Annotated in this window: 20 protein-coding genes, 1 tRNA gene, 1 rRNA gene and 1 riboswitch; of the genes, 20 read left to right on the top strand and 2 right to left on the bottom strand. The window is 50.5% G+C overall.

What is annotated here, in order from left to right:
• The 7 genes from UCI88_RS08785 (at window position 1) to UCI88_RS08755 (ending at window position 5,687) form a co-directional block, all read left to right on the top strand.
• Complete coding sequence (locus tag UCI88_RS08785) at window positions 1-654, top strand: phosphatidylserine decarboxylase (RefSeq protein WP_256180328.1); 654 nt, start codon at window positions 1-3, stop codon at window positions 652-654.
• Window positions 651-1,322 (top strand): CDP-alcohol phosphatidyltransferase family protein, encoded by a 672-nt coding sequence (locus UCI88_RS08780; protein ID WP_225068948.1) that lies wholly within the window; start codon window positions 651-653, stop codon window positions 1,320-1,322. Before UCI88_RS08785 ends, UCI88_RS08780 begins: the two co-directional genes overlap by 4 nt.
• 20 nt (window positions 1,323-1,342) lie before the next feature.
• Window positions 1,343-2,593, top strand: coding sequence for a glycosyltransferase family 2 protein (locus UCI88_RS08775; protein WP_044503201.1), 1,251 nt, complete (start codon window positions 1,343-1,345; stop codon window positions 2,591-2,593).
• Window positions 2,594-2,604: 11 nt separating this feature from the next.
• Window positions 2,605-3,366, top strand: a complete 762-nt coding sequence (gene surE / locus UCI88_RS08770; protein WP_044503200.1) for a 5'/3'-nucleotidase SurE — start codon at window positions 2,605-2,607, stop codon at window positions 3,364-3,366.
• Complete coding sequence (locus UCI88_RS08765) at window positions 3,363-3,755, top strand: cytidine deaminase (protein ID WP_044503199.1); 393 nt, start codon at window positions 3,363-3,365, stop codon at window positions 3,753-3,755. Before surE ends, UCI88_RS08765 begins: the two co-directional genes overlap by 4 nt.
• A 166-nt stretch (window positions 3,756-3,921) precedes the next feature.
• A riboswitch (glycine riboswitch) is annotated at window positions 3,922-4,009 on the top strand.
• Window positions 4,010-4,120: 111 nt separating this feature from the next.
• Complete coding sequence (locus UCI88_RS08760) at window positions 4,121-5,506, top strand: alanine/glycine:cation symporter family protein (RefSeq protein ID WP_044503198.1); 1,386 nt, start codon at window positions 4,121-4,123, stop codon at window positions 5,504-5,506.
• A 97-nt stretch (window positions 5,507-5,603) separates the two neighbouring features.
• A tRNA-Leu gene (locus UCI88_RS08755) sits at window positions 5,604-5,687 on the top strand.
• 214 nt (window positions 5,688-5,901) lie between these two features.
• Here UCI88_RS08755 and UCI88_RS08750 read toward each other — a convergent pair.
• Window positions 5,902-6,858: an Abi family protein gene (locus UCI88_RS08750; protein ID WP_256180327.1), complete on the bottom strand. Its 957-nt coding sequence runs from the start codon at window positions 6,856-6,858 to the stop codon at window positions 5,902-5,904.
• Between the two features lie 463 nt (window positions 6,859-7,321).
• Between UCI88_RS08750 and UCI88_RS08745 the strand changes: the two genes are divergently transcribed.
• The 5 genes from UCI88_RS08745 (at window position 7,322) to UCI88_RS08725 (ending at window position 14,703) form a co-directional block, all read left to right on the top strand.
• Window positions 7,322-7,825, top strand: coding sequence for a nitroreductase family protein (locus tag UCI88_RS08745; RefSeq protein ID WP_044503157.1), 504 nt, complete (start codon window positions 7,322-7,324; stop codon window positions 7,823-7,825).
• Between the two features lie 76 nt (window positions 7,826-7,901).
• Window positions 7,902-8,597, top strand: coding sequence for a twin-arginine translocase subunit TatC (tatC, locus tag UCI88_RS08740; protein ID WP_256180326.1), 696 nt, complete (start codon window positions 7,902-7,904; stop codon window positions 8,595-8,597).
• Between the two features lie 304 nt (window positions 8,598-8,901).
• Window positions 8,902-12,336: a pyruvate carboxylase gene (locus tag UCI88_RS08735; protein WP_256180325.1), complete on the top strand. Its 3,435-nt coding sequence runs from the start codon at window positions 8,902-8,904 to the stop codon at window positions 12,334-12,336.
• 75 nt (window positions 12,337-12,411) lie between these two features.
• The gene (locus tag UCI88_RS08730; protein WP_044503154.1) at window positions 12,412-13,083 is read left to right on the top strand and encodes a 2Fe-2S iron-sulfur cluster-binding protein; all 672 of its coding nucleotides are present in this window, start codon (window positions 12,412-12,414) and stop codon (window positions 13,081-13,083) included.
• Window positions 13,084-13,092: 9 nt separating this feature from the next.
• A complete protein-coding gene (locus UCI88_RS08725; RefSeq protein ID WP_044503153.1) occupies window positions 13,093-14,703 on the top strand; it encodes an FAD-dependent oxidoreductase in 1,611 nt (536 codons plus the stop codon).
• A gap of 3 nt (window positions 14,704-14,706) precedes the next feature.
• Here UCI88_RS08725 and UCI88_RS08720 read toward each other — a convergent pair whose 3' ends face one another.
• Window positions 14,707-15,915, bottom strand: a complete 1,209-nt coding sequence (locus UCI88_RS08720) for an MFS transporter (protein WP_256180324.1) — start codon at window positions 15,913-15,915, stop codon at window positions 14,707-14,709.
• A 146-nt stretch (window positions 15,916-16,061) separates the two neighbouring features.
• On the opposite strand from UCI88_RS08720, the gene UCI88_RS08715 reads away from it, so the two are divergent.
• The 8 genes from UCI88_RS08715 to UCI88_RS08680 form a co-directional block, all read left to right on the top strand.
• Window positions 16,062-16,994, top strand: coding sequence for an ABC transporter permease (locus tag UCI88_RS08715; RefSeq protein WP_256180323.1), 933 nt, complete (start codon window positions 16,062-16,064; stop codon window positions 16,992-16,994).
• Between the two features lie 2 nt (window positions 16,995-16,996).
• Window positions 16,997-17,902, top strand: coding sequence for an ABC transporter permease (locus UCI88_RS08710; protein ID WP_256180322.1), 906 nt, complete (start codon window positions 16,997-16,999; stop codon window positions 17,900-17,902).
• Window positions 17,899-18,894, top strand: a complete 996-nt coding sequence (locus UCI88_RS08705; RefSeq protein WP_256180321.1) for an ABC transporter ATP-binding protein — start codon at window positions 17,899-17,901, stop codon at window positions 18,892-18,894. Before UCI88_RS08710 ends, UCI88_RS08705 begins: the two co-directional genes overlap by 4 nt.
• A complete protein-coding gene (locus UCI88_RS08700) occupies window positions 18,881-19,849 on the top strand; it encodes an ABC transporter ATP-binding protein (RefSeq protein WP_044503148.1) in 969 nt (322 codons plus the stop codon). Before UCI88_RS08705 ends, UCI88_RS08700 begins: the two co-directional genes overlap by 14 nt.
• Window positions 19,849-21,438, top strand: a complete 1,590-nt coding sequence (locus tag UCI88_RS08695; RefSeq protein WP_256180320.1) for a peptide ABC transporter substrate-binding protein — start codon at window positions 19,849-19,851, stop codon at window positions 21,436-21,438. Before UCI88_RS08700 ends, UCI88_RS08695 begins: the two co-directional genes overlap by 1 nt.
• A gap of 4 nt (window positions 21,439-21,442) precedes the next feature.
• A complete protein-coding gene (locus tag UCI88_RS08690; RefSeq protein ID WP_044503146.1) occupies window positions 21,443-22,372 on the top strand; it encodes a S66 peptidase family protein in 930 nt (309 codons plus the stop codon).
• Between the two features lie 17 nt (window positions 22,373-22,389).
• Window positions 22,390-23,526, top strand: coding sequence for an amidohydrolase (locus UCI88_RS08685; protein WP_256180319.1), 1,137 nt, complete (start codon window positions 22,390-22,392; stop codon window positions 23,524-23,526).
• Window positions 23,527-23,916: 390 nt separating this feature from the next.
• Window positions 23,917-24,009: ribosomal RNA gene (locus UCI88_RS08680) — 16S ribosomal RNA — on the top strand; the annotation flags it as partial.

Here is a 24,009-nt window from a genome sequence, read left to right as displayed (position 1 = left end):
TTGAATAGTGATGTCTTAAACAAACCTTATATTGTAGAAGACGGCTACCCATTTATCATTGTGCCGCTTTTACTGGCCCTGGCGGCAGGCTGGTTCATCAATGCCTATGCGGCAGTCCTGCCGGCTTTGCTGGCCTTGTATTTTATGTATTTTTTCCGGAATCCTCGGCGCAGACCGCCGACGGATGACCATTTATTAGTGTCGCCGGCTGACGGTACCGTTGTCGGTATCGAAGAGGTCGATGAAGACACCTATCTGAATCAAAGGTGTCGGAAAGTCATTATTTTCCTGTCTATTTTCGATGCCCACGTCAATCGGGCACCCCTTCCGGGAACGATTGACTTCCAGCAATATACGTGCGGTCGATTCCGTCCGGCCTATAAAGACGGTGTCGGTTATGAAAATGAACGCTATTCTATCGGTATTCATTCAACTCGTACGGACATTTTAGTCAATATTATTGCCGGTGTCCTGGCCCGGCGCATTGTCTCCTGGGTCACGTTAGGCGATGAATTACAGCACGGCCAGCTGTACGGTATGATAAAATTCGGGTCCTGTGCAGAAATCTATGTACGTGACAACGTTGAAATCACCGTCAAAAAAGGCGATAAAGTTCGCGGCGGTGAATCGGTGATAGGGAGGATTGTTTCATGAAGAAGATAATACCGTGTCTGTTCACCTCAGGTAATCTGAGTTTTGGCGTCCTGAGTATGATGATGACACTCCATGGGGAATACGTTTGGGCCGGGATCTGCATCCTCTTGGCTGTCGTCTGTGATGCCTGTGACGGCCGTTCGGCCCGAGCTCTCGGCGTGGCCGGTGAATTCGGCAAGGAACTGGATTCCCTGTCTGACGTCGTATCTTTTGGGGCTGCCTCGGCGTTCTTGATTTATACCTATTCTTTACAGTCCCTTGGCTGGGTCGGCGCGATTCCTGCTATTATTTACGCTGCTTTGGGCGGCATTCGCCTGGCGCGTTTTAATCTCAATACCGGCGTCGTCCACGGCTATTTTCAAGGCATGCCTATTCCGAACGGCGGCTGCCTCATTGCTACCTTCGTCATTTCCGGGGCCGTGCTTCCGGCTTGGCTGGTCGCGATTTTAGTCGTCCTCTTGGGGTATAATCTGGTCAGCCAGGTTCATCACCCCGACTTTAAAGGTGCCAGTCCCGATGTGCTCCATAAGTCGGCGCTGGCTATTGCTGTGATTATCGGTGCCTTGGTTCTGTACGTCGATTGGCACTTGGTTATTACCCTGCCATTCTTACTGTACATTATCTTCGGGTTAGTCAATACGGCCATGAACGTCGCAGCAGCTCGCTAAGTATTTAGGGAGAGTCGCATATGGAACATATTTTGGATATCGTTATGATACCCATACAAGTCATCATCGTTTTTTATTCACTATATTACTTTACGTTGGCCTGCTTCGGCTTGATGAAGCGGCGCGAGCACAGTACGGCAGCCCCCAAGCATACGTTCGCTGCCGTCATTTGTGCGCATAACGAAGAGCGCGTCATTTGGCAGCTCATCGACAATTTAAAACAGCTTAATTATCCGAAGGATATGTACGACATCTACGTCGTTGCCGACAACTGTACGGATAATACGGCCGATATTTGCCGGGATCACGGCGCTATCGTCAAAGTTCGGACCAATAAGGAAGAAGTCGGGAAGGGATACGCCTTGGACTGGATGTTTTCTCAAATGCTGGCCCAAGAAAAACAGTACGATGCCTTCGTCGTCTTTGATGCCGACAACTTAGTCCATCCTGAATTTTTGCGGGAAATGAACCATCACCTCTTGAAAGGGGAGAAGGTCATCCAAGGCTACATGGATTCTAAGAATCCGACCGATTCCTGGATTGCCGGAACTTTTTCCATCGCTTTTTGGCTGATTAACCACATGTGGCACCTGGCCAAGTACAACATCGGATTGTCGACGGCTTTAGGCGGTACGGGTATGTGCATTGCCACGGAAATCGTCCGCAAGTATGGCTGGGGCTGCGAATGCTTGACGGAAGACATGGAATTCTCCATGAAGGTCCTCCTCGAGGGCGTGCGCACCTGTTGGGCTCATGACGCGATCATTTATGACGAAAAGGTCGTTGGCTTCATGCAGTCCTGCCGTCAGCGAAAGCGCTGGGCTCAAGGGCAGTGTGACTGCGGCGAGCGCTTTATTCCTAAGTTGTTTGCTCGGGGCATCAAGACCGGGAATATTCGCATGCTTGACGGCATCCTTACCTTGTCGCAGCCTTTCTTTATGATGGGCTCGACGGTGTACGCCCTGTTGGCCTGGCTTAATTCTTACTGGCCCTTTTATACCAATATTTTAAATACGATTGTACCTGTTCAAATCTGGTCGATTATTGGCGTCGGGCAGTATCTTATTCCTATTATCGTCTTACTGCAAATCAAGGTTCCTCGTAAATCTTGGCTGTATCTCATCATCTATCCGATTTTTATGTACAGCTGGATTCCCGTCAACTTCCTCGGGTTCAAGGATCGGCATAAGATGAAATGGAGTCACACCCTGCATACACGAGCACTGTCGTATGAAAGCGCAGCCTTGCTGCGGAAGGAAAATAAAAAGTAGGAGGCTTTATTATGCACATTTTGTTGACCAATGATGACGGTTTGAAGGCGTTGGGCCTGCAGACGTTAAAACGAGAACTTTCGGCCCATGACTGCCGGCTGACTGTCGTTGCGCCGAATGGCCAGCGCAGTGCTGCGTCCCATTCGATGACGATTAATAAGGCCCTTTACTGTCAGGAACTCCCCCGTGAAGAAGATGATATCCGGGAAATTGCCGTTTCCGGTACGCCCGTGGACTGTGTCAAGATGGCTATGGAATATTTTCTCAAAGATGACCGGCCGGACCTCATCATTTCCGGCATCAACGACGGTTATAATCTGGGCAGCGATGTCCTTTATTCGGGGACGGTGTCAGCGGCCATGGAAGGGCCGTATTATGGGATTCCGGCCTTTGCCGTATCCATGATCGGGATGACTGAAGAACGCTGTGTGGAAACGGCTCGTTTGATGTGGCAGTTGATTCAGAAAATTACACTCCAAGGTCGTTTTCCGGGGATTGTCAACGTTAACGTACCTCCGAAAGGCGATATCAGCTTAAAAAATGTCTGCATTACGTCCCAGACCGTCCAGATTTACCATAACGTCATCGCTGAAAAACGCGATCTCGACGGCAGTGTCTGCTATCGTATCGTCGGCGACATCGACATGACGACGGCTCCCCCCGACAGTGATGTGGCCTGCGTTCGAGACGGGCACATTGCCTTGACGCCGCTCAAGTGGCAGCAGACGGCAGAACGGGCTTTGGACCACCTGAAGGGAGCCCTCTATTTATGAGTGATGCCGACCTTATCGAACTGGCCCGGGACTATCGCCGTCATTCGTACAGCCCCTATTCCCACTTTCCCGTTGGTGCTGCCGTCCTGATGGAGTCAGGCCGGGTTTTTGGCGGCTGCAACATCGAAAATGCCAGCTATCCCCTGAGTAACTGTGCCGAACGGACGGCCATTTTTAAGGCTCTTTCCGAAGGGGAGAGGGCGTTTAAAGCACTGGCTGTCGTAGCCGATACGGACGGCCCTTGCGCTCCCTGCGGCGCCTGCCGTCAAGTCATGGCCGAGTTCCGCATTCCGCGGATTATCATGGCTAATATGAAGGGCGACACAGCGGTCGTTTCTTGGGAAGAACTCCTTCCTTATGCTTTCTCTGGGGAGTCCTTGTCCCGATAGTATCGTCAATACGGACAAATTTCCACAAAGGGCTTGCATTTTTTGAACAGCCGCGTTATAATAACAGCACATCATACATATTGCGTGAACGAAACACACGGGAGAAGGCACAGCCTACCGACGGAGTCAAACTCTCAGGTGCCCCTAAGGGGGTGGGACCGTGTGTGGACACGACTCTGGAGAGTCCCATTTGGGCGCCGAAGGTGCAAGGATATTGTTTCTAATCTCTCAGGCAAAAGGACAGAGCTAGCGGAAGAAAGCCTTTATTTTTCTGCGACCTTTTAGGACCTATCTCTTCAGAGTGATGATGATAGGTCTTTTTTTATGTTATTATACTAAAATACACTAAAAGGGGAGTATGCAAGATGTTGGAAACATTGAATGCCATTGACAGTTTTATTTGGGGACCGCCTTTATTGATCCTGCTTATCGGGACCGGTATCTTATTGACGGCTCGCCTTCGTCTGCTGCAGATTTCAAAATTGCCGAGAGCCTTGAAGCTCATCTTTACAGCGAAGAATCAGGGCGATGGGGACGTAGACAGCTTCAAAGCTTTGTGCACCGCTTTGGCAGCAACCGTCGGTACGGGCAATATCGTCGGCGTCGCAACGGCTGTTCATGCCGGTGGTCCCGGAGCCATTTTCTGGATGTGGATGGCTGCCTTCGTCGGTATGGCTACGAAATACGCCGAAGGTTGTTTAGCCGTTAAGTATCGGACGGTCGACAAGAACGGCGAAATCGCCGGCGGCCCGATGTACTACATCGAAAATGGGTTGGGTAAAAAATATAAACCCTTGGCTTTCTTGTTTGCCTTCTTCGGCGTCTTGGTCGCCTTCTTCGGTATCGGGACCTTTGCTCAGGTCAACTCTATCGTTGAAATTACGCGGCTGACGACAAGCATTCCTGTCGAATATACGGCAGTCGTCCTGACCGTATTGGTTGCAGCCATTACGATTGGCGGTCTGCAGTCCATCGCCCGCGTAGCGTCTAAAGTCGTTCCGGCTATGGCCATTATCTACATTATTTCGACGGTTGCTTTCTTGGTCATCTTTGCCGACAAGGTTCCGGCAGCTATTGAACAGATCCTCGTCAGCGCCTTCACTCCGACGGCTGCCGCCGGTGGTTTCCTCGGAGCTACGGTATTGGTTGCCATGCGAAATGGGGTAGCCCGCGGCGTCTTCTCCAACGAATCAGGTCTCGGCAGTGCACCGATCGTTGCCGCTGCTGCTAAAACTAAATGGCCGGCTGAACAGGGCCTCATCTCCATGACCGGTACCTTCATCGATACGATCATCATCTGCACCTTGACGGGCCTCGTCTTAGTCGTCAGCGGTGCCTGGATGGGCGACGTCAACGGGGCAGCGCTTACCAATGCCGCCTTTACGATGGCCTTCCCGACGTACGGCAGCATCATCCTCTGCATCGGACTTACCCTCTTTGCTTTCACGACCATCCTCGGCTGGAACTACTATGGTGAACGCTGCGTTGAATACCTGGTCGGCGTTAAAGGCATTATGCCTTACCGCATTATCTTTATCGCCCTCGTCGCCTGCGGCGCCTTCATTAAACTCGACGTCATCTGGATTTTGGCCGATATCGTAAACGGTCTGATGGCTATCCCGAACCTCATTGCCCTCATCGGCTTGAGCGGTGTCGTCGTAGCAGAAACGAAAAAATACTTCGATTACTTGAAAGAAGAAAAGAAAGATGTGTCCGATGATTTGGAAGAAGAAGCAACACCGGGTCACTAAATCTTTCGTAAAAAAATACTTGACGATTCTCTCCATTATGGTATAATTAATCTTGTGCCAAGCACTGAGTAAAATTTCTGCAAGGCACAAGAGATATGCCGGGGTGGCGGAATGGCAGACGCACCTGACTCAAAATCAGGCGGGTAACACCGTGAGGGTTCAAGTCCCTCCCTCGGCACCAGGTTTAATAGGGAAGCCGTATACAGTACATGATAATGTATCGTATACGGCTTTTTCGTGTTTATAATAAGATTTTTATATCAAGCCACGTATTATTAAAAAACGAGGAGATCCCTATTTCTCTCTATAATTTATAGGCAATAAAAAATCAGGGACAACATCTATGGATGCTGTCCCTGCAAAACTTTATTGAAGTTTTTCCTTGTGAATCTATTTTACACAATAGGAAACCATTTGTCAATTAAATTGGACAGGAGATTTAAGGTGGTAGTTAGTATTGGGTTGAAGGAATAGTCATAGTCACGTTGAACTCGTTCTACCCACTGGTGCAGCTGCCGTGCCGTTCGATCGTTAATCCCTTTACTGTTCACGATTTGTTTGTGTGCCCAGAGACAAGTGATGATTTGCTGGACTCGTTCATTTGCCAATTTTCTATCGATAATGACAGTAGATATATCTGCATTACTCATTGCCCGAGTCATGCCCCAATTGGCTTTTTTTCTAACCTCTCTGGACTTGGTTTTTAAATCGTTTAAAATACAGTTATTATGTGCAGCTGCATTACGGATGTATTTCACGGTCAACATAAGGTAGAAATTGTCTTTGTATCTATTGGATTCTTGTCGGGTGAATTGAAAACTAGGGCGCTCTATTGAATTCTTGTAAAAAGAGATAAAGGAACCGAAGGTTATGATTTCAAGAAAGACCCACACTGGTAAATCGTCTTTATATTTTAGATAGGCTTCCCGGCAATAAGGGCTTCGACTATTTTTATTCAGCTCTTGCATTAAGTGAATACGATTATTTTCAGGTAGATTATTTATATAATCAGAAACAATAGTATAACCGTCTTCATTTGGATTATCTGTAATAAGCTTCATCAATTTGACTTTTGCGAAATGCTCTATATTTAAAGCCATTTGTACAATAATTTCTCTAAGATACATGTCCAGTATGGCTAAATCTACGAGATAAGCAAAATCTAGATTTAAGTATTTGCTTCCCGTAATATCTTTATCAAAATTTTTTCGATATGCCAGAAGTTTAAAGAAATTATTATTTTCTTTTAAATAGGTGATCGCTTCTGCTTCATTTATACCGATAAAAGTAATTCCTTTTTTCTTTAAATGATTAATCTGTTCAGGATAGGTAAGTTTACTTCTGTGAGACACCGATTATCATAGCCTTTCTTTGTATATTCTAACCTTGCTATAAACTTTATAAAAGTAAGAGTACCGATATCACGATTATATTACTGCCATAACGTTTTGGATAAAAATAGAAAGATAAACTAACGGAATAGCCTGTATAAAACGGGAAAATATACTTCTTTATAGCAGTATAGCATATCTAATAAAATGAGAGCAAATTGATTAAACTGTATAACTCTTTAGATTGGTCTTTAAAATTCACTGGAAAAAAATCATTCCATAATCAGTATGGGCAGAAACGTGAAGCGGTTTTAGCGTTTTACATTAGTGTTTTTCGGGCCCTTTTATATTTTAGGTATCATATAGAATTATAAAGAGACATGATTCCTCGGTGCCTACTCTTTTTCATTTCGCCACTGTTTTCTTCCTATCTATTTATGTTATAATAAAATAGATATATGATTATAGGGAGGAGTCGATTTACATGAATGAAATCTTTGCCAGACGGAGTATCCGGAAATTTTTGCCTACCATGGTAGAAGATGAAAAGATAGAACAGCTGCTGCGTGCTGCCATGGCCGCTCCATCTGCCGGAAACCAACAACCTTGGGAATTTTATGTCGTCCGCGACAAACGGGTCATTCAGGACTTATCTCAATGCAGTCCGTATGCAGGCTGTGCCAATGGTGCTGCCTTAGCCATTGTCGTCTGTTCTCGTGACGAACACATGCGTTTTCCTGCTTTTACGCCCCTTGATCTCAGTGCGGCCGTTGAAAATATCCTCATCGAAGCGGTACACCTCGATCTCGGTGCTGTTTGGCTTGGCGTTACGCCCTATCGGGCTCGAGAAGTTTTGGTCCGTCGGGCTTTGGGCGCTCCTAAAGGCGTTACCCCCTTTGCTATCGTTGCTCTCGGTTATCCTCAGGCAACAGCAGAAGACAAACCGCATGAAGACCGCTATGATCCATCCCGCATTCATTACGTATAATTCTTGTACGGCCGTGAAAGGGTCCTGTCGCTACTTGGCAGGGCCTTTTCTATTTATCGTTAAAGAAGGGATTTCTATGATTGAAGAAAAAGCACCTATCACCTTCCATCTGGCTGAACTTAGGCGGCGCCTCCTCTTTTCGCTGGCAGCCTGGCTCATAGGTACGATCGTCGCCTATACCTATGTCGAAGATATCATTGCCGTCATCTCGGCGCCGGCCGGAAAGCTTTATTTTCTGAATCCGGCGGAAGTCTTTTTTTCTTACCTGCAAATCGCCGCCGTTACGGGCTTATTTGTGACCTTGCCCATCCACTTTTATGAACTATGGCGGTTTTTAAGGCCGGGACTTCGCGATACCGAGGCCAAGGCCTTCGTCTGGTTTATGCCGGCTGCTCTTGTTTTGTGGTATGGCGGGGCTGCTTTTTCCTTCTTCGTCGTCTTTCCCCAAGCCGTCCAATTTTTTCTGAGTTTTTCTGCCCTCTCTCTACAGCCTATGTTTTCTTTAGCGGCCTATTTGTCTTTTTTCATCGCCTTCGTCCTGCCGTTTGCTATCGGCTTTGAACTTCCACTGGCGCTGATTATCCTGGCGCGTTTGGGCTTGGTGACCGGGAGATCCCTGCGGCAGAAGCGGCGTTTCTTTATCGTAGGGGCTTTCATCTTTGCCGGTGTCGTATCGCCGACGACGGATATGATTACCCAGACGGCCATTGCCGTGCCCTTGATCTTTCTCTATGAGGGAACGATTGTGGTTATGAGATTTATGAAGCCCTAGGTATATTTATTGAAATAAATGATTTTATCTTAACCCACCAGAAGACTCCTTCCTCTTAGGCGGGAGATGAATGGCGGGTAGTTGAGTAGACTCAATTCCCATGAAAACCACAAATCCACGTAGATAGTCTTGTTTGCGTGTTTTTTTAGGATTCATGTATACAGTATTTTTTTGTATACAAAGTGGCCGTCCCTTGTAATGTGTTTCCATTTTGCTATAATAGAGAAAGCGGTGAATGTATGGGCGTCGATTGGCTGTGCGTTTACCGGTCTGATTCAATTTTTATACGCAGGAGGGTATTTTCATGAAAAAAATTCGTTCGGTTTTAGTTGCCAACCGCGGAGAAATTGCCATTCGTGTTTTCCGGGCTTGTAATGAACTGGGAATCCGCACGATTGCGATTTATTCCAAAGAAGATTCGCTGTCGCTGCATCGTTTCCGTGCAGATGAATCGTATCTCGTCGGTGAAGGCAAAAAACCGGTAGATGCATATTTAGATATTGAAGATATTATCCGTATTGCCCATGAGCACGACGTCGATGCCATCCACCCCGGTTACGGATTCTTGTCCGAAAATGCGGACTTAGCGAAACGCTGTGAAGAAGAAGGTATTATCTTTATCGGTCCTAAAGTAGAACACCTCATCATGTTCGGCGATAAGATCAATGCCCGTATTCAGGCAAAAAAGGCCGGTATTCAGTACATTCCCGGCAGTGACGGCCGCGTTGAAAGCTATGAAGAAGTCGAAAATTTTGCCAAGGAAGTCGGACTTCCGATTATGCTGAAAGCTGTAAACGGCGGCGGCGGCCGCGGCATGCGTATGGTCGACTCCATGGAAGAACTGCGCGATGCTTATGAACGGGCAAAATCGGAAGCGCAGCTGGCTTTCGGCAGCGATGAAATTTATCTCGAAAAATGTATCATCAATCCGAAGCACATCGAAGTCCAGATCATGGGCGACGAACACGGCAACGTCATTCACCTCTTTGAACGTGACTGCTCTATCCAGCGCCGTCATCAGAAGGTCGTTGAAACGGCTCCGGCTTCGGCCTTGCCCGTCGAACTTCGTCAGAAAATCTGTGATGCTGCCTTGAAGTTGATGAAAAACGTTCATTACGTCAATGCAGGGACCGTCGAATTCTTGGTTACGCCTGACGGCAACTTCTACTTCATCGAAGTTAACCCCCGTGTCCAGGTAGAACACACGGTCACCGAAATGATTACGGGTATCGACATCGTCCAGACCCAGATTAAAGTCGCTGAAGGTTATGCCCTCGACAGCGATGAAATCGGCATTAAGTCTCAGGATGCTGTCCACTGTCTCGGCAATGCCATCCAGTGCCGTATTACGACCGAAGATCCGCTGAATAACTTCATGCCGGATTCCGGTAAAATCACGGTATACCGCAGTGGCGGCGGCTTTGGTGTCCGTCTCGACAGCGGCAATGCTTATACAGGAGCCATTATTACGCCGTACTATGATTCGCTCTTGGTCAAGTCGACGACTTACGGCCTCGATCATGCCAAAGCCGTCCAGAAGATGCTCCGCGTCCTTCAGGAATTCCGTATCCGCGGCGTCAAGACCAATATCGGCTTCTTGATCAACGTCCTGAAGAGTCCTGAATTCGTCGACGGTTCGTATAATGTCAACTTCATCGACAATCATCCGGAACTGTTTGAACTGCCGGTCGTACAGGACCGCGGCACGAAACTCTTAGAGTACATCAGCGATACGACGATTAACGGCTATGCCGGTGCCGGCCACCAGGAAAAGACTGAATTTGAACCTTTGGAACTGCCGAGTGTTGAAAACGGCCCGTATCCGGACGGCACGAAACAGAAATTTGATGCCATGGGACCGGAAAAATTCTCCCAGTGGATCAAAGAACAGCATAAGGTATTCTTCACCGATACGACCATGCGTGATGCGCACCAGTCCTTGTTTGCTACTCGTGTCCGCACCATCGATATGCTCCGTGTCTTGGAAGCAGCCTCGAAGAAACTCCCGAACCTCTTCTCGTATGAATGCTGGGGCGGGGCGACCTTCGACGTAGCTTATCGCTTCCTTTATGAAGATCCTTGGGTTCGCCTGCGCCAGATGCGTGAAAAGGCTCCTAACATCCTTCTCCAGATGCTCGTCCGTGGTGCTAATGCCGTCGGCTACACCAGCTATCCGGACAATGTCGTCAAAAACTTCATCGACCTCTCGGCCAAGAACGGCATCGACGTCTTCCGTGTTTTTGACAGCCTTAACAGCTTAGACAATATGTACGGCACGATTCAGGCCGTTCGTGAAAACAATAAATTGGCAGAAGTAGCCCTCTGCTACACCGGCGATATCCTCGATCCGTCGCGGAATAAATACGATTTGGCATACTATGTCAACATGGCTAAGGAATTGAAAAATGCCGGTGCCAACATCATCGCCATTAAAGATATGGCAGGTCTCTTGAAACCGGAAGCTTCTTACCGTTTGGTATCGGCTTTGAAAGATGCCGTTGACCTTCCGATTCACCTCCATACCCATGATGGTTCGGGTAATGCCATTACGACGTACAGCAGGGCTATCGATGCCGGTGTCGATATCGTCGACGTTGCTTATTCGGCCTTTGCCGGCGGTACCAGCCAGCCGAGCATGAGCACCTTGTATTACGCTTTGAGCGGCAAGGATCGTCAGCCGGACCTCGACGTCAATGCTATGGAAGAAATGTCCCGCTACTGGGCTACGGTTCGTCCGTATTACAAAGGCGTCGACAAAGCCGAAGCTTATCCGAATACGGAAGTCTACCAGCATGAAATGCCGGGCGGTCAGTTCTCCAATCTCCGCCAGCAGGCTAAGGCTGTAGGCCTCGGCGACCACTGGAATGAAATCAAAAAGATGTACCATGCGGTCAGCATGATGTTCGGCGATATCATCAAAGTTACGCCGTCGTCCAAGGTTGTCGGCGACATGACCTTGTTCATGGTCCAGAACAACCTGACTGAACAGGATATCTACGATAAAGGCGACGTCCTCGACTTCCCGCAGTCCGTCGTCGAATTCTTCGAAGGCCGTATCGGCATTCCGTATCAGGGCTTCCCGGAAAAACTCCAGAAGATTATCCTCAAAGGAAAGAAACCCCTTACGGAACGGCCGGGCAAGAGCCTGGCACCGGTCGACTTCGACGCCGTCCGTGCTAAATTGGCTGAAAACGGCTACAAGCACGAAGCCGAAGACATCAATGCTTACTGCCAGTATCCGAAAGTCTTCGAAGACTACAATGAAAAGGTCAAGAGATTCGGCGATGTCAGCGTCCTCGATACGCCGACCTTCTTCTTCGGCATGAAGAAAAATGAAGAACTTCACGTTGAAATCGAAGAAGGGAAGGATCTCATCATCACCCTGATCAATATCAGCGATCCTGATGAAAGCGGTGTCCGCACGGTTACCTTCATGTTCAACGGTGCCGAACGTGAAATCCGTATCCAGGATAAGAGCGTCGACATGAAGACCGTTTCTCGCCGTAAGGCAGATCCTGATAAGGCCGGTGACATCGGTGCCACCTTGTCCGGTTCGGTCGTCAATGTCCTCGTTTCCAAGGGCCAGAAAGTTAAGAAGGGCGAACCCTTAGTCGTTACCGAAGCCATGAAGATGGAAACGACGATTACGTCGCCTATCGACGGAACTGTCGGTGAAATCTATGCCGTCAAAGGCCAGGCTATCATCAGCGGCGACTGCTTGCTGGAAGTATTGGAATAAGATTACGGTTTATAAAGCAATAAAAGGTGCTGCCGCATGTGCGGCAGCACCTTTTTCATTAAAGGAGAAATAGCTATGAAAATGGTAACCGTCTATTTACTGGGGAAGATGTTTTCGGTTCCTGAAGATTTGACGATTATGCGGGCTATGGAATACTCCGGCTTCCGCCTGGTTCGCGGCTGCGGATGCCGAAGCGGGTTTTGCGGGGCCTGCGCCGTCGTCTACCGTCTGAAAGGGCAGACTGAAACGCATTCGGCCCTGGCCTGTCAAACGAAGGTTGAAGACGGCATGTGTGTCGGCCGGTTGGAATCGTTTCCCATCAAAAAGATGGAATATGACATGGATGATTTGCCTGTTGCCGGAAATGTCGTCGGTCAGCTTTATCCTGAGATTTATAACTGCATTCACTGCAATGCCTGTACGCGGAACTGTCCTCAAGGGATTCAAGTCATGAAATACATCGCCCTGGCCCAGAAAGGTGATTATGCCGGCTGTGCGAAAGAGTCCTTCCGCTGTGTTTGCTGCAATATCTGTGCTGCCAGCTGTCCGGCGAAAATCAGCCACGGACCGGTCGGCCTCTTGGCACGGCGCCTCATGGGTAAGTATATTGCCAAAAAGAGCCGTCATTTGGAAGACCGCGTAAAAGCGATTCAAGAAGGGCAGTATATTGCCGATGTACAGCGGTTGATGGAAGCCGATGACGATGAATTGCGCCGCTTATACGAAGGGCGGACGATTGAAAAATAGGAGGACCTCATGATATATACCGAAGAAATGCGGGCGTCTCAGGCGCGGGTCGAGGCGACGCGCAGTATCCGCTTGTCGGAAACATTGCCGCGGTTTACGGCTGAAGAAAAGGATGCCCTTTTAAAACAATTTCATCCTGATTATCACGAAGACGGTTTTACACGCCTGTCCGTAGGACCCAATAAGGGCGATCAAGTACCGTCTGAACTGGCCGTCCTCTTACAAGGCCAGAGCCGCATGGATGAAGCCGACGTCGATGTCGACCATATCCAGTTTGAGACCGACGTCCTGGTCATCGGCGGCGGCGGGTCCGGTGCTGCCGCAGCTATTGAAGCGGCCCGCCATGGAGCGAAGGTCCTCATGGCTACGAAACTACGATTGGGAGATGCCAATACGGGCATGGCCGAAGGAGGCATACAGGCTGCCGATAAGGAAAATGATTCGCCGGCGGCTCATTATTTGGACGCCATGGGCGGCGGTCATTATAAGAATATTCCCGAACTGCTCTCTGAACTGGTTCTTCATGGGCCGGAAGCCATTCAGTGGCTCAGCTCCTTAGGCGTCCTATTTGACAAAGACCGTGACGGAGCCATGGTAACGACCCACGGCGGCGGGACGTCCTATAAACGGATGCATGCCTGCGGGGATTATACGGGAGCGGAAATCATGCGTGTTCTTCGCGATGAAGTCCGTAACGCCGGCGTCGATGTCATCGAATATTCGCCGGCTGTCGAATTGCTGCTTGACGGGGAAGGCCGGGCTGCCGGTGCCGTCTTGTATGATTTCGATACCCGGGAATACCACGTCGTTCGAGCAAAAAGCGTCATCCTTGCTGCCGGTGGTGCCGGGCGTCTCCACTATCAAGGCTTTCCGACGTCGAATCATTATGGATCGACGGCGGATGGGCTGGTCATGGCCTATCGGGCCGGCGTCCCTCTCCTTTATGCCGGCGCTATTCAATATCACCCGACAGGGGCCGCTTACCCGCCTCAGATTTATGGAGCCTTGGTCACGGAAAAGGTCCGTTCTCTCGATGCCATGCTGGTCAATAAGGACGGCGATGCCTTCCTCCATCCTTTAGAAACGAGAGATGTCGTGGCCGCGGCCATTATTCGCGAGTGCCAAGAACGGAACAAGGGCGTCTATGCCCTGCACGGCCAAGCCGTCTGGCTCGATACGCCTATGGTCGATATTCTTCATGGGGAGGGGACGATGGAAAAAAGACTGCCGGCTATGATTCATATGTATGAAAAATTCGGCATCGATATCCGAAAACAGCCGATTTTAGTCTATCCGACCCTCCATTATCAAAATGGCGGTATCTGTATCGGAGCTAAGAGTGAAACAAAAATCCCCGGCCTCTATGCGGCCGGGGAAGACGTCGGCGGTATTCACGGGAAGAACCGACTCATGGGCAACAGTCTCTTGGATATCATCGTCTTTGGCCGGATTGCCGGGACCGAAGCGGCGGTCTACAGTGAGCAGGCCCATCCCGGAAAGGGGAATCTCGACCACGTTCGTCGCTTTGATGAAGAACGTGCCGCTGCCGGCATTACCGAAAAGGTATTATCGCCGAAACTCCTTCCGGACTACACCCATAATCGGGGTACCCGGGGGTAAGTGTTAATCCGCCAATTTTTCACCGTGCAGATGGTGTACCTTCCAGGTGATGGCCAGACTGAGGCACAAGAGAATCGTGCCGGCTCCCCAAAAGACGTACTTCATTCCGATATAGGTGGCAATGATGCCGCCTAAAATCGGGCCGCCCATGGCGCCGACCTGCTGGGCCGAGAACATGAGCCCGAAGACCCGGCCTTTGATATTGGCACTCGTCTTTTCCGCTAAGATGGCATTGATCGACGGATAGATGCCGGAGAAGAAGAGGCCGACGGCGAATTGGCTGGCCGCGAAGGTGTAAAGCGTATCGGGAAGGGACTGGATGAGGAAGAAAATACCTGCCAGAACCAGTACGATGCGCAGGGTCTTTACGAAACCGTGGCGCTGACCGAAACGGCCCCAGAGGGGAGCCGTAATGGCGCTGGCAAAACCGCCCAGGGAGAAGATAAGGCCGGCTACGAAGACCAGGTTGTCCATGTCTCCGGCAAGGTAAGAAATATAGGTCGTTAAAATCGGCTGGACGATGAGGATGACAGCCTGCACTAAGGCGGCGCTGATGAGCATCAGGCGGATGACAGGCGTCTTCCACAGGCTGACTTGGCCGCTTTTGCTGTCGGCACTGATGGTATCGGCAGACGGTGCCGCGTCCGTCGGCGGTTCTTTAATAAAGAAGACCAAGACTAAAAAGTTAAGGAACAAAGCGGCGGCTGCTAAAAAGAAGGATTGGCGCATGCCGAAGGTTTCGGCTAAGATGCCGCCAAAGAGGGGGCCGATGATGCCGCCGGCTGTGAGGGCCCCTTGCATGACGCCCAGGCAGATGCCCAGTTTTTTGGGTGGAGCATAGGTGGTCATGATGGCCAGTTCCATGGGCCACAGACCCGACGCAAAGCCTTGGAACATCCGCATGAAAGTCAGTTCCAGCGGTGTCGTTACGATACCGCCGAGAAAATAACTGATCGATAAAAGAAAACTGGCGCGAATCGCCATGAGTCGTTTGCCTCTTTTGTCGGCCATCCGGCCCCATATGGGGGCCATGACGGCACTGATGAGAAAGGTCGAGGAAAAGACGATACCGGACCAAATGTTGACCGACGCCGGATCGACGCCGAGGTCTCGGGTAAGATACATAGGCAGGAAGGGGATGAGCATGGTGTAGCTTGAGGACATGAAGACGACGTTACACGTTAGAATTGCTAAACAAAGTTTCCAGTTCACAGCGATCACCTTTCTTTCGATTTGTTAACGTAGTCAATTTACTATTATACGCCGCCGCCAGGATAATAACAACGGCCATTGCCTTGTCATGATAAAGATAGGGCCTTATAATTAATAGTATCTATGTTGGAAAGGAATGATTCTCCTTGGCCATTTATCTCGCAAAGCGCCTCTTTGGCGCCTGTATCGTCCTATGGGCGGTCATTACCATTACTTTTGGTCTGATGCACGCCATTCCCGGCGGTCCTTTTACGCAGGAAAAGAAACTGCCGCCGGCTGTCATGGCGACGGTGGAAGCCCGGTATCACCTCGATGAACCCTTGTGGAACCAGTACGTCGATTACGTCCGCCATGCCGCTGTTCTCGATCTGGGTCCGTCTTACAAATATCCCGGTAAAACGGTCAACGATATCATCGCCGAAACCCTGCCTGTATCGGCTGAGCTCGGGCTTATCAGCCTTCTCCTTGCCATCGGGGCCGGTATTCTTGCCGGCATGGCGGCTGCCTGGTATAAGAATACCTGGGTTGATTACGGGATGATGATCGGCGCTACTCTCGGCGTTTCGGTCCCCAGTTTTATTTTTGCTGCCGTTCTCATACAGCTCTTCGCTTTTACTTGGCCTGTCCTGCCGGCGGCTTTGTGGAAAGGTCCGGCCTATGTCATCCTGCCGGCCTTGGCCCTGGCTGCGCAGCCGACGGCTTTTATTATGCGTCTGACAAGGTCTAGCCTCGTCGATGCCTTGGGACAGGATTATATACGGACGGCTCGCTCTCGAGGCATTGGTTCTTGGTCCTTATTGTACCGTCATGCCCTGCGCAACGCCCTCCTGCCCGTCGTCAGTTATATCGGGCCCTTGGCTGCGGCCTTGATGACCGGGAGCTTTATCGTCGAGACGATTTTTGCCATTCCCGGATTGGGGCGTCACTTCGTTACCAGTATTTATAACCGCGATTACACGGTCATCTTGGGGATTACTATTTTTTACAGTTTTCTTATCATGATGATGAATTTACTCGTCGACCTCATCTATCCGCTCTTAGATCCGCGCATTACCGTCGACAGCCGAAAGGAGGAATAGCCATGGATTTCACACCGATTACGGAGGCGGACCGAAGGGAACCCTATGTGGCACCTCAAACGCTGAGGGACCGCGGTTGGCGTCGGATGAAGAGCAATCCCTTGGCCCTTTGGGGCATGGCTATCGTCATCGTCATGACCCTTTTTGCGGTCATCGGACCTTTTTTATCACCCTATACTTATGCCGATCAGAGTTTTTCTGATGCCAATGCCTGGCCGTCTGCAGCACACTGGTTTGGAACCGACTCACTCGGACGGGACCTCTTTGTCCGCGTCTTGTACGGTGCCCGCATTTCCTTGTCCATCGGCCTGGTGGCCAGCCTTATTAACGTCTTCATCGGCGTTCTCTACGGCGGGATTGCGGCCTTGGCCGGAGGACGGATCGACCGGATCATGATGCACGTCGTCGATATCCTTTACTCCATTCCCATGCTGCTCTACGTCATTTTGCTGATGGTCGTTTTCAAACCGGGGCTGATCAACATTTATTTAGCCTTAGGTATCGCCTATTGGCTCAATATGGCCCGTGTCGTCCGTGGCCAGATCCTCAGCCTGAAACAGCAGGAATACGTCATGGCTGCCCGTTCCTGCGGTACGTCGACCTGGCAGATTTTGCGGCGGCATATGATTCCTAACTGCGTCGGGCCGATCATCGTTACGCTCACCTTATCGATTCCGGAAGCCATCTTTACGGAAGCCTTTTTAAGCTTTATCGGTCTGGGAGTATCGGCACCGATGGCGAGTTGGGGCGTCCTGGCTTCAGAAGGTATTAACAGCATGCGCTCCTTTCCCTTTCAGCTGGCCTTTCCGGCCTTGGCCCTGTGCATTACCATGCTGGGCTTCATGTTCTTAGGCGATGGCCTGCGCGATGCCTTGGATCCGCAGCATCAAAAGGAGGGGAGCCGATGAATCCGTTACTCGAAGTGCGTCATCTGTCTATTTCATTCCACACGTACCGAGGCCTTTTAGAAGCCGTTCACGACGTATCGATTACGGTCCGGCCCGGTGAAACCGTCGGCATTGTCGGCGAATCGGGATGCGGCAAGTCGGTTACGTCCCAGGCGGTTATGAAATTATTGCCCCAGGGAGCTGCGGAATACCGGAACGGCGAGATTTTGTGGGAGGGACGCGATCTCCTGCCCTTGTCAGAATCGGAGATGAATGGCCTTCGCGGCCGCGATATGGCTATGATTTTTCAGGATCCCATGACATCCCTCAATCCGGTTCTCACCATTGGGGCCCAGCTTTGTGAAGGGCTTGCCCTCTATCAGAAACTGTCCAAGCAGGAGCAGCGGACAAAGGCTGTAGAACTGTTAAAAGCCGTCGGTCTGACTTCACCGGAAAAGCGGCTCGACCAATACCCCCATCAATTATCGGGCGGTATGCGTCAGCGCTGTCTCATTGCCATGGCACTATCTTGTTCGCCGAAACTCCTCTTTGCCGATGAGCCGACGACGGCTCTCGACGTTACGACAGAAGCACAGGTCTTGGACGTCTTAAAGAAAATGCAGGCAGAACTCGGTATGGCCGTCGTCCTCATTTCCCATAATCTAGGCGTCATTGCCCAGATGTGCCGCCGCATTTACGTCATGTATGCCGGTACCGTCGTTGAAGAAGGGACGGCAGAGGATATTTTTTACCGACCGGCCCATCCTTATACCAGGGGGCTGTTGGCCTCTCTTCCGGACCCAACGGATCGGGATAAGGTACTGACCGGCATTCCCGGCCAGGCCCCGGATTTATTCCATATGCCAAAAGGCTGCCGGTTCTATCGGCGCTGCCCTCGGGCTATGAAAGTCTGTATGGAAGCAGAACCGCCGCGGGAAGAAGCCGGTCCCGGTCATCACTATACCTGCTGGCTGGCAGCGGCAGAAAGGAGGATGGGCGATGGCACTCATTGAAGCTAAAGGCCTTACCAAACAATTTGTGATTGACCGCAATTGGTTAGGTCGTCCGAAAAAAGTGTTGACCGCTGTCAATCACGTATCCTTTACGATTGAGCCGGGCGAAACGGTTGGCTTGGTTGGCGAATCGGGCTGCGGCAAGTCGACCTTTGCCCGCACCTTATTGGGACTGTATCCTAAAACCGATGGGGATATTTTTTATAAAGGCCGTAATATCGGCGAGCCTGAAATCGGGAAGGACTATCGACGCCAGGTGCAGATGATCTTTCAAGACCCGTATGCCTCCTTGGACCCGCGAATGACCGTCGAAGATATCATTAGCGAACCTCTTCGCAACTATGCGCTCTGTTCCGACGATAGAGAACGGCGTCAACGGGTGGCCGATTTATTGACCCAAGTCGATTTGAGACCGGAAACGGCCCAGCGCTATCCCCACGAATTCAGCGGCGGCCAGCGTCAACGCATCGGAATCGCCCGAGCCCTTGCCGTCGATCCGGAATGCATCTTTTGTGATGAACCGATTTCAGCTCTTGACGTATCGGTCCAGGTTCAAATCGTAAACATGTTAAAGCGCCTCCAGGAAGAACGGCAGTTATCGTATCTCTTTATTGCCCATGACTTGAGTATGGTCCATCATTTGAGTCGTCGCATCGGCGTCATGTATCTGGGAAATCTCGTCGAATTAGGTCCGAGCGACGCCGTCTTTCATAGGCCTCTCCATCCCTACACACAGATGCTCATTGCCTCTGTGCCGCGGCCGGATCCGCATTATCAGAGAACGGCCGTTGTTTCGGGTGAAGTTCCCAGCCCCCTCGATGTACCGTCGGGCTGCGTCTTTCATCCGCGTTGTCCTGATTGTGATGAACGGTGCCGCCGTGAGGTGCCTGCCCTTTGCTCCGTCGGGGAAGGGCGCCTGGTTGCCTGTCACCATGTCAAAGGAGGGACGGACTGATGAAAAAATATATCCTTTTATTCGTGGCCGTCCTCATGGCCGCTTTTCTCAGTGCCTGCGGCGTAGAACAACCGGATACGGTGAGCTACGTCTTAGAAGCGGAGCCGTCTCGCCTCGATCCGGCTATGACGACGGCCTTGGCTGAAAGCAATACAGAATTACAGATTTTTGAAGGCCTGACCCGTCTTGTCGATGATGTTCCTCAGCCGGCCTTGGCTAAGAGCTGGGATATTTCGGCCGATGGCAGGGTTTATACCTTTCACCTCCGCGACGGAATCGAGTGGAGCGACGGTACGCCTATTACGGCCGGCGATATCGAATACTCCTGGAAGCGCGTCGTCAATCCCGACGTTGCTTCGGAAAATGCCTATATGCTCTTTTGCATCGATAAGGCCGAAGATTACTTTAAGAAGAAGGCCTCTTCTGATGAAGTCGGTGTCAAGGCTCTCGATGATAAAACCTTGGAAGTTCGTTTAAAAGAGCCGACATCCTACTTTTTGAATCTGACAGCTTTTCACTGCTATTATCCCGTACCGCGGAAGCTCGTCGAAGCAAAGCCCGATACCTGGGCCGCCGATGCCGAGGGAATGGTTTCCAGCGGGCCTTTTAAGATTGTCAGTTGGAATCATTCCAGTGAAATTAAATTGGTTAAAAATGAACGATATTGGGATGCCGATGCGGTGAAGCTCAGCCACATCGATCTTCCCATCAGCGATTCTCAGGCGACGAGATTGACTTTGGTAGAAAGCAATCAAGCCAATATGACCGTTGAGCCGCCGCCGGCCGACCAAGAACGGCTGGAAAAAATGGGGCTCTATAAAATTGCTCCGTATTTAGGCGCCTATTATTACGTCTTTAACGTCCAGCAAAAACCCTTTGACGACGTCCGCGTCCGCAAGGCCTTTGCCCTCTCGATTCAGCGCCAAGGCCTTATCGACCATATTATCCGGGCTGAAAAGGAACCGGCCTATGCCTGGGTTCCGCCGGGTCTGAAAGATAAGGCCACAGGCCGTGATTTTCGGGAAGAAGGGGGCAATCTCATCAGTGAAGATCCGGAAAGGGCACGAAATCTCCTGCGTGAAGCCGGTTATGATGAAAACCATCCTCTTCCGCCGGTGACCATCCTGTTCAACACGAACGAGATGCACAAGGCCGTGGCGGAAGCAATCCAGGCCATGTGGAAGGATAATCTCGGTGTGTCCGTATCGCTCATGAATCAGGAATCGAAGGTATTCATGGCCTCTCGGGCGCAGGGGGACTACCAGGTCGCCAGGGCTTCGTGGATTGCCGATTATGCCGATCCCATGACCTTCCTCGACGTCTTTGCGGACGAAGAAAACGATGCCCAGTATCACAATACGGCCTATAACGAACTGATTCGCCAGGCTAAGGCGACGAACGATGAAGCCCGGCGCATGGCCTATATGCATGAAGCCGAACAGATGCTCTTTGATGACTGCGTCATCATCCCAATCTACTATACGACCCAGCCTTACGTAGCCCAGCCTTATATTAAAGGATACCATTGGTCACAACTGGGATTGGTAGATTTTAAAAATGCCTATATCGATGAAGGAGAAAGGACGTAACCCTATGGATTATCGTTGTGCCGCCCCTTTGAATCCGGGCGATACGATTGCCGTCGTGGCCCCGTCTGCGGCCCTTGCCGAAGATGATGCGGCCCAAGGCATTGCCTTTTTAAAAGAACTTGGATATCACGTAACGGTGGGACAATCCGTATCGGCTCACGACGGCTATTTGGCCGGCAGCGATGAACTGCGGGCTGCTGACATCAACACCGCTTTTGCCGATGACCATGTAAAGGCTATTATGTGTCTTCGCGGCGGTTACGGGGCAACGCGGATCTTACCGCTTCTCGATTATGAGTTAATCGCCGCCCACCCGAAGATTTTCATCGGCTTTAGCGATATTACGGCGCTCCATACCGTCTTTCTGCAGCGCTGCCATTTTCGGCCCATCCACGGAACGATGGTCATGTCCCTGGCCCGTAAGGCTTCTGACTACACACGGGAAGAATTGCGCTGGGGATTGGCCCATCCTTATGCTGCACGCACATTGCCTTCGGCGCCGGCGATGCATCCCGAGACCCTCGTTCCCGGGACAGCGACGGGACCTCTCTTAGGCGGCAACTTGATGCTGCTGTCGGTTACCATGGGGACGCCTTATGCGTTACAATCGGAAGGGGGCATTCTCTGTTTGGAAGAAGTGGGAGAAGATGCCTATTCTCTCGACAGAATGCTCTGTCATATCGAGCAAGCCGGCCTCATTGACGGCGTGAAAGGCATTGCCTTTGGCGAATTTTACCGATGCAATCCTACGGAAAGGAGCACCTACGAATGGACTGTCGACGAAGTCATTCGTGCTTATGCGAAAAAATGGGGAAAGCCCGCCGTCAAGGGCCTGTCCTTTGGACACGGTGCCGATAACGCTTGGCTTCCCTTAGGTCAGACGGTGCGCCTTGAAGCCGAAACGGATCGGGCGGAACTCGTATTTTTACCCTAACTGTAGGAGGAATCCTGATGGAGTATAAACAATTAAAAGAAGACGCCTGCCGCTATGTCGACGAATTGAAAACCCTCATCTATGATATCGCCGACAAGCTGCATGCCCGTCCGGAACTGGGGCAGGAGGAATTTTTTGCCTCCGCCTTGCTGAAAGACATTTTGACCGATCACGGTTTTACGCTTGATAACCCCGTTTCCGATGCCTTTCCCACGGCCTTTCACGGAACGTTTGGAAGCGGTCCGTTTCAGATGGGCTTTTTAGCAGAGTATGATGCGCTGCCGAAAATTGGACACGGATGCGGGCACAACTTGATCGCTGCCATGAGCATCGGTGCGGCTCTGGCTTTTGCCAAGGCTGCCGGAGAGAAGGCGACGGTCCATGTCTATGGCTGTCCTGCTGAAGAAACGGTGGGCAGCAAAGTCTATATGAGTGAACACGGTGTCTTTGACGACCTTCACGCTGCCGTCATCGTCCATCCCGGCGTTGATAAAACCTATATTGGCGGTACGTCCTATGCGACCCATCCCTTACAATTTACTTTTTTGGGAAAAGCCGCCCATGTCGCTGATACAGAATATCACGGGATCAATGCCCTCGATGCCTTAGTTGATTTCTATGGCCGCCTCAAGGCCTACGAAAAGACGCTGACTGAGCGCCATATCATCGGCGCCATTATCACTGAAGGTGGGACGGCGCCGAATATCGTACCCGACCGAGCCGTTCTGAAAGCGACGATTCGGGCCTTGACTGTCGATTATTTGGAACATAAAATGCTGCCGGATATCAAGAAGATGGCGCAGGATGTCGCAGCGGCTCATCAAGCCTCGGTAGAGATGGTTCACTATGAACCGCTCTATAAAAATATGGTCAACGATCCCAAAATGGATGTATACTTTGCCGATGCCTTTAATCGACTCTATGAAGAATTCGGCCTTCGCAGTGACGACTTTGCCGAAGGTTCTACCGATGTGGGCAACGTCAGTCAAGTGACGAGGGTCAGCCAACCGGAAATCTGTATCGGTTACGGTATGTCCGGTCATACGCCGGAATTTGCAGCGGCGGCCGGCAGTGATTTGGGAAAAATGCAGGCCCTGACCGGAGCCAAAGCGATGGCTATGGTAGGCCTTGACGTCATGGGGGAAGAACATTAAGAAAGACGCCGAGAAAAGTAGTTGACTTTTCTCGGCGTTAATGTTATTATATAAAAACCAGCTGCAACGAGACGTGAGAAAGAAAATGTAAGTTTTTTTTGTTGTGCCTGTTTATGGTTGTCAGGTTTTATGAAAAAATTCAAAAACATGCTTGACAAGCTCTTCGTAGTTTGGTAAGATAAATAAGTCGTCGCTACGGCGACACGATGACCTTTGAAAACTGAACAATGATTGAATGAACGCCAGTAAATAAATCTTTGGATTTGTTTATGCCGAGTTTTACTCGGGAGTGCAGGTCATTTTCGCAAGAAAATAACCGAATCAATTCAAACGTCCGGCGAGAGCCGGACACCAAAAACAATAAGTTGAGCTAGTAAGCTCTTCCATACTATCATGGAGAGTTTGATCCTGGCTCAGGACGAACGCTGGCGGCGTGCTTAACACATGCAAGTCGAACGAGAAGACATGAGAAGCTTGCTTCTT

Origin of the sequence: Megasphaera massiliensis (assembly GCF_036305205.1) — a bacterium.
Lineage (GTDB): Bacteria > Bacillota > Negativicutes > Veillonellales > Megasphaeraceae > Megasphaera > Megasphaera massiliensis.
The sequence above is the reverse complement of the archived record's forward strand: the minus strand, read 5'-3'. Positions and strand labels throughout refer to the sequence as shown.

Excerpts from the sequence above, each read along its gene's own strand:
- UCI88_RS08725 (WP_044503153.1), top strand. The coding sequence starts at position 13,093 with ATGATATATACCGAAGAAATGCGGGCGTCTCAGGCGCGGGTCGAGGCG.
- UCI88_RS08745 (WP_044503157.1), top strand. The coding sequence starts at position 7,322 with ATGAATGAAATCTTTGCCAGACGGAGTATCCGGAAATTTTTGCCTACC.
- UCI88_RS08685 (WP_256180319.1), top strand. The coding sequence starts at position 22,390 with ATGGAGTATAAACAATTAAAAGAAGACGCCTGCCGCTATGTCGACGAA.
- UCI88_RS08760 (WP_044503198.1), top strand. The coding sequence starts at position 4,121 with ATGTTGGAAACATTGAATGCCATTGACAGTTTTATTTGGGGACCGCCT.
- UCI88_RS08710 (WP_256180322.1), top strand. The coding sequence starts at position 16,997 with ATGGATTTCACACCGATTACGGAGGCGGACCGAAGGGAACCCTATGTG.
- surE (WP_044503200.1), top strand. The coding sequence starts at position 2,605 with ATGCACATTTTGTTGACCAATGATGACGGTTTGAAGGCGTTGGGCCTG.
- UCI88_RS08690 (WP_044503146.1), top strand. The coding sequence starts at position 21,443 with ATGGATTATCGTTGTGCCGCCCCTTTGAATCCGGGCGATACGATTGCC.
- UCI88_RS08700 (WP_044503148.1), top strand. The coding sequence starts at position 18,881 with ATGGCACTCATTGAAGCTAAAGGCCTTACCAAACAATTTGTGATTGAC.
- UCI88_RS08780 (WP_225068948.1), top strand. The coding sequence starts at position 651 with ATGAAGAAGATAATACCGTGTCTGTTCACCTCAGGTAATCTGAGTTTT.
- UCI88_RS08735 (WP_256180325.1), top strand. The coding sequence starts at position 8,902 with ATGAAAAAAATTCGTTCGGTTTTAGTTGCCAACCGCGGAGAAATTGCC.
- UCI88_RS08775 (WP_044503201.1), top strand. The coding sequence starts at position 1,343 with ATGGAACATATTTTGGATATCGTTATGATACCCATACAAGTCATCATC.
- UCI88_RS08765 (WP_044503199.1), top strand. The coding sequence starts at position 3,363 with ATGAGTGATGCCGACCTTATCGAACTGGCCCGGGACTATCGCCGTCAT.
- UCI88_RS08730 (WP_044503154.1), top strand. The coding sequence starts at position 12,412 with ATGAAAATGGTAACCGTCTATTTACTGGGGAAGATGTTTTCGGTTCCT.
- UCI88_RS08695 (WP_256180320.1), top strand. The coding sequence starts at position 19,849 with ATGAAAAAATATATCCTTTTATTCGTGGCCGTCCTCATGGCCGCTTTT.
- UCI88_RS08705 (WP_256180321.1), top strand. The coding sequence starts at position 17,899 with ATGAATCCGTTACTCGAAGTGCGTCATCTGTCTATTTCATTCCACACG.
- tatC (WP_256180326.1), top strand. The coding sequence starts at position 7,902 with ATGATTGAAGAAAAAGCACCTATCACCTTCCATCTGGCTGAACTTAGG.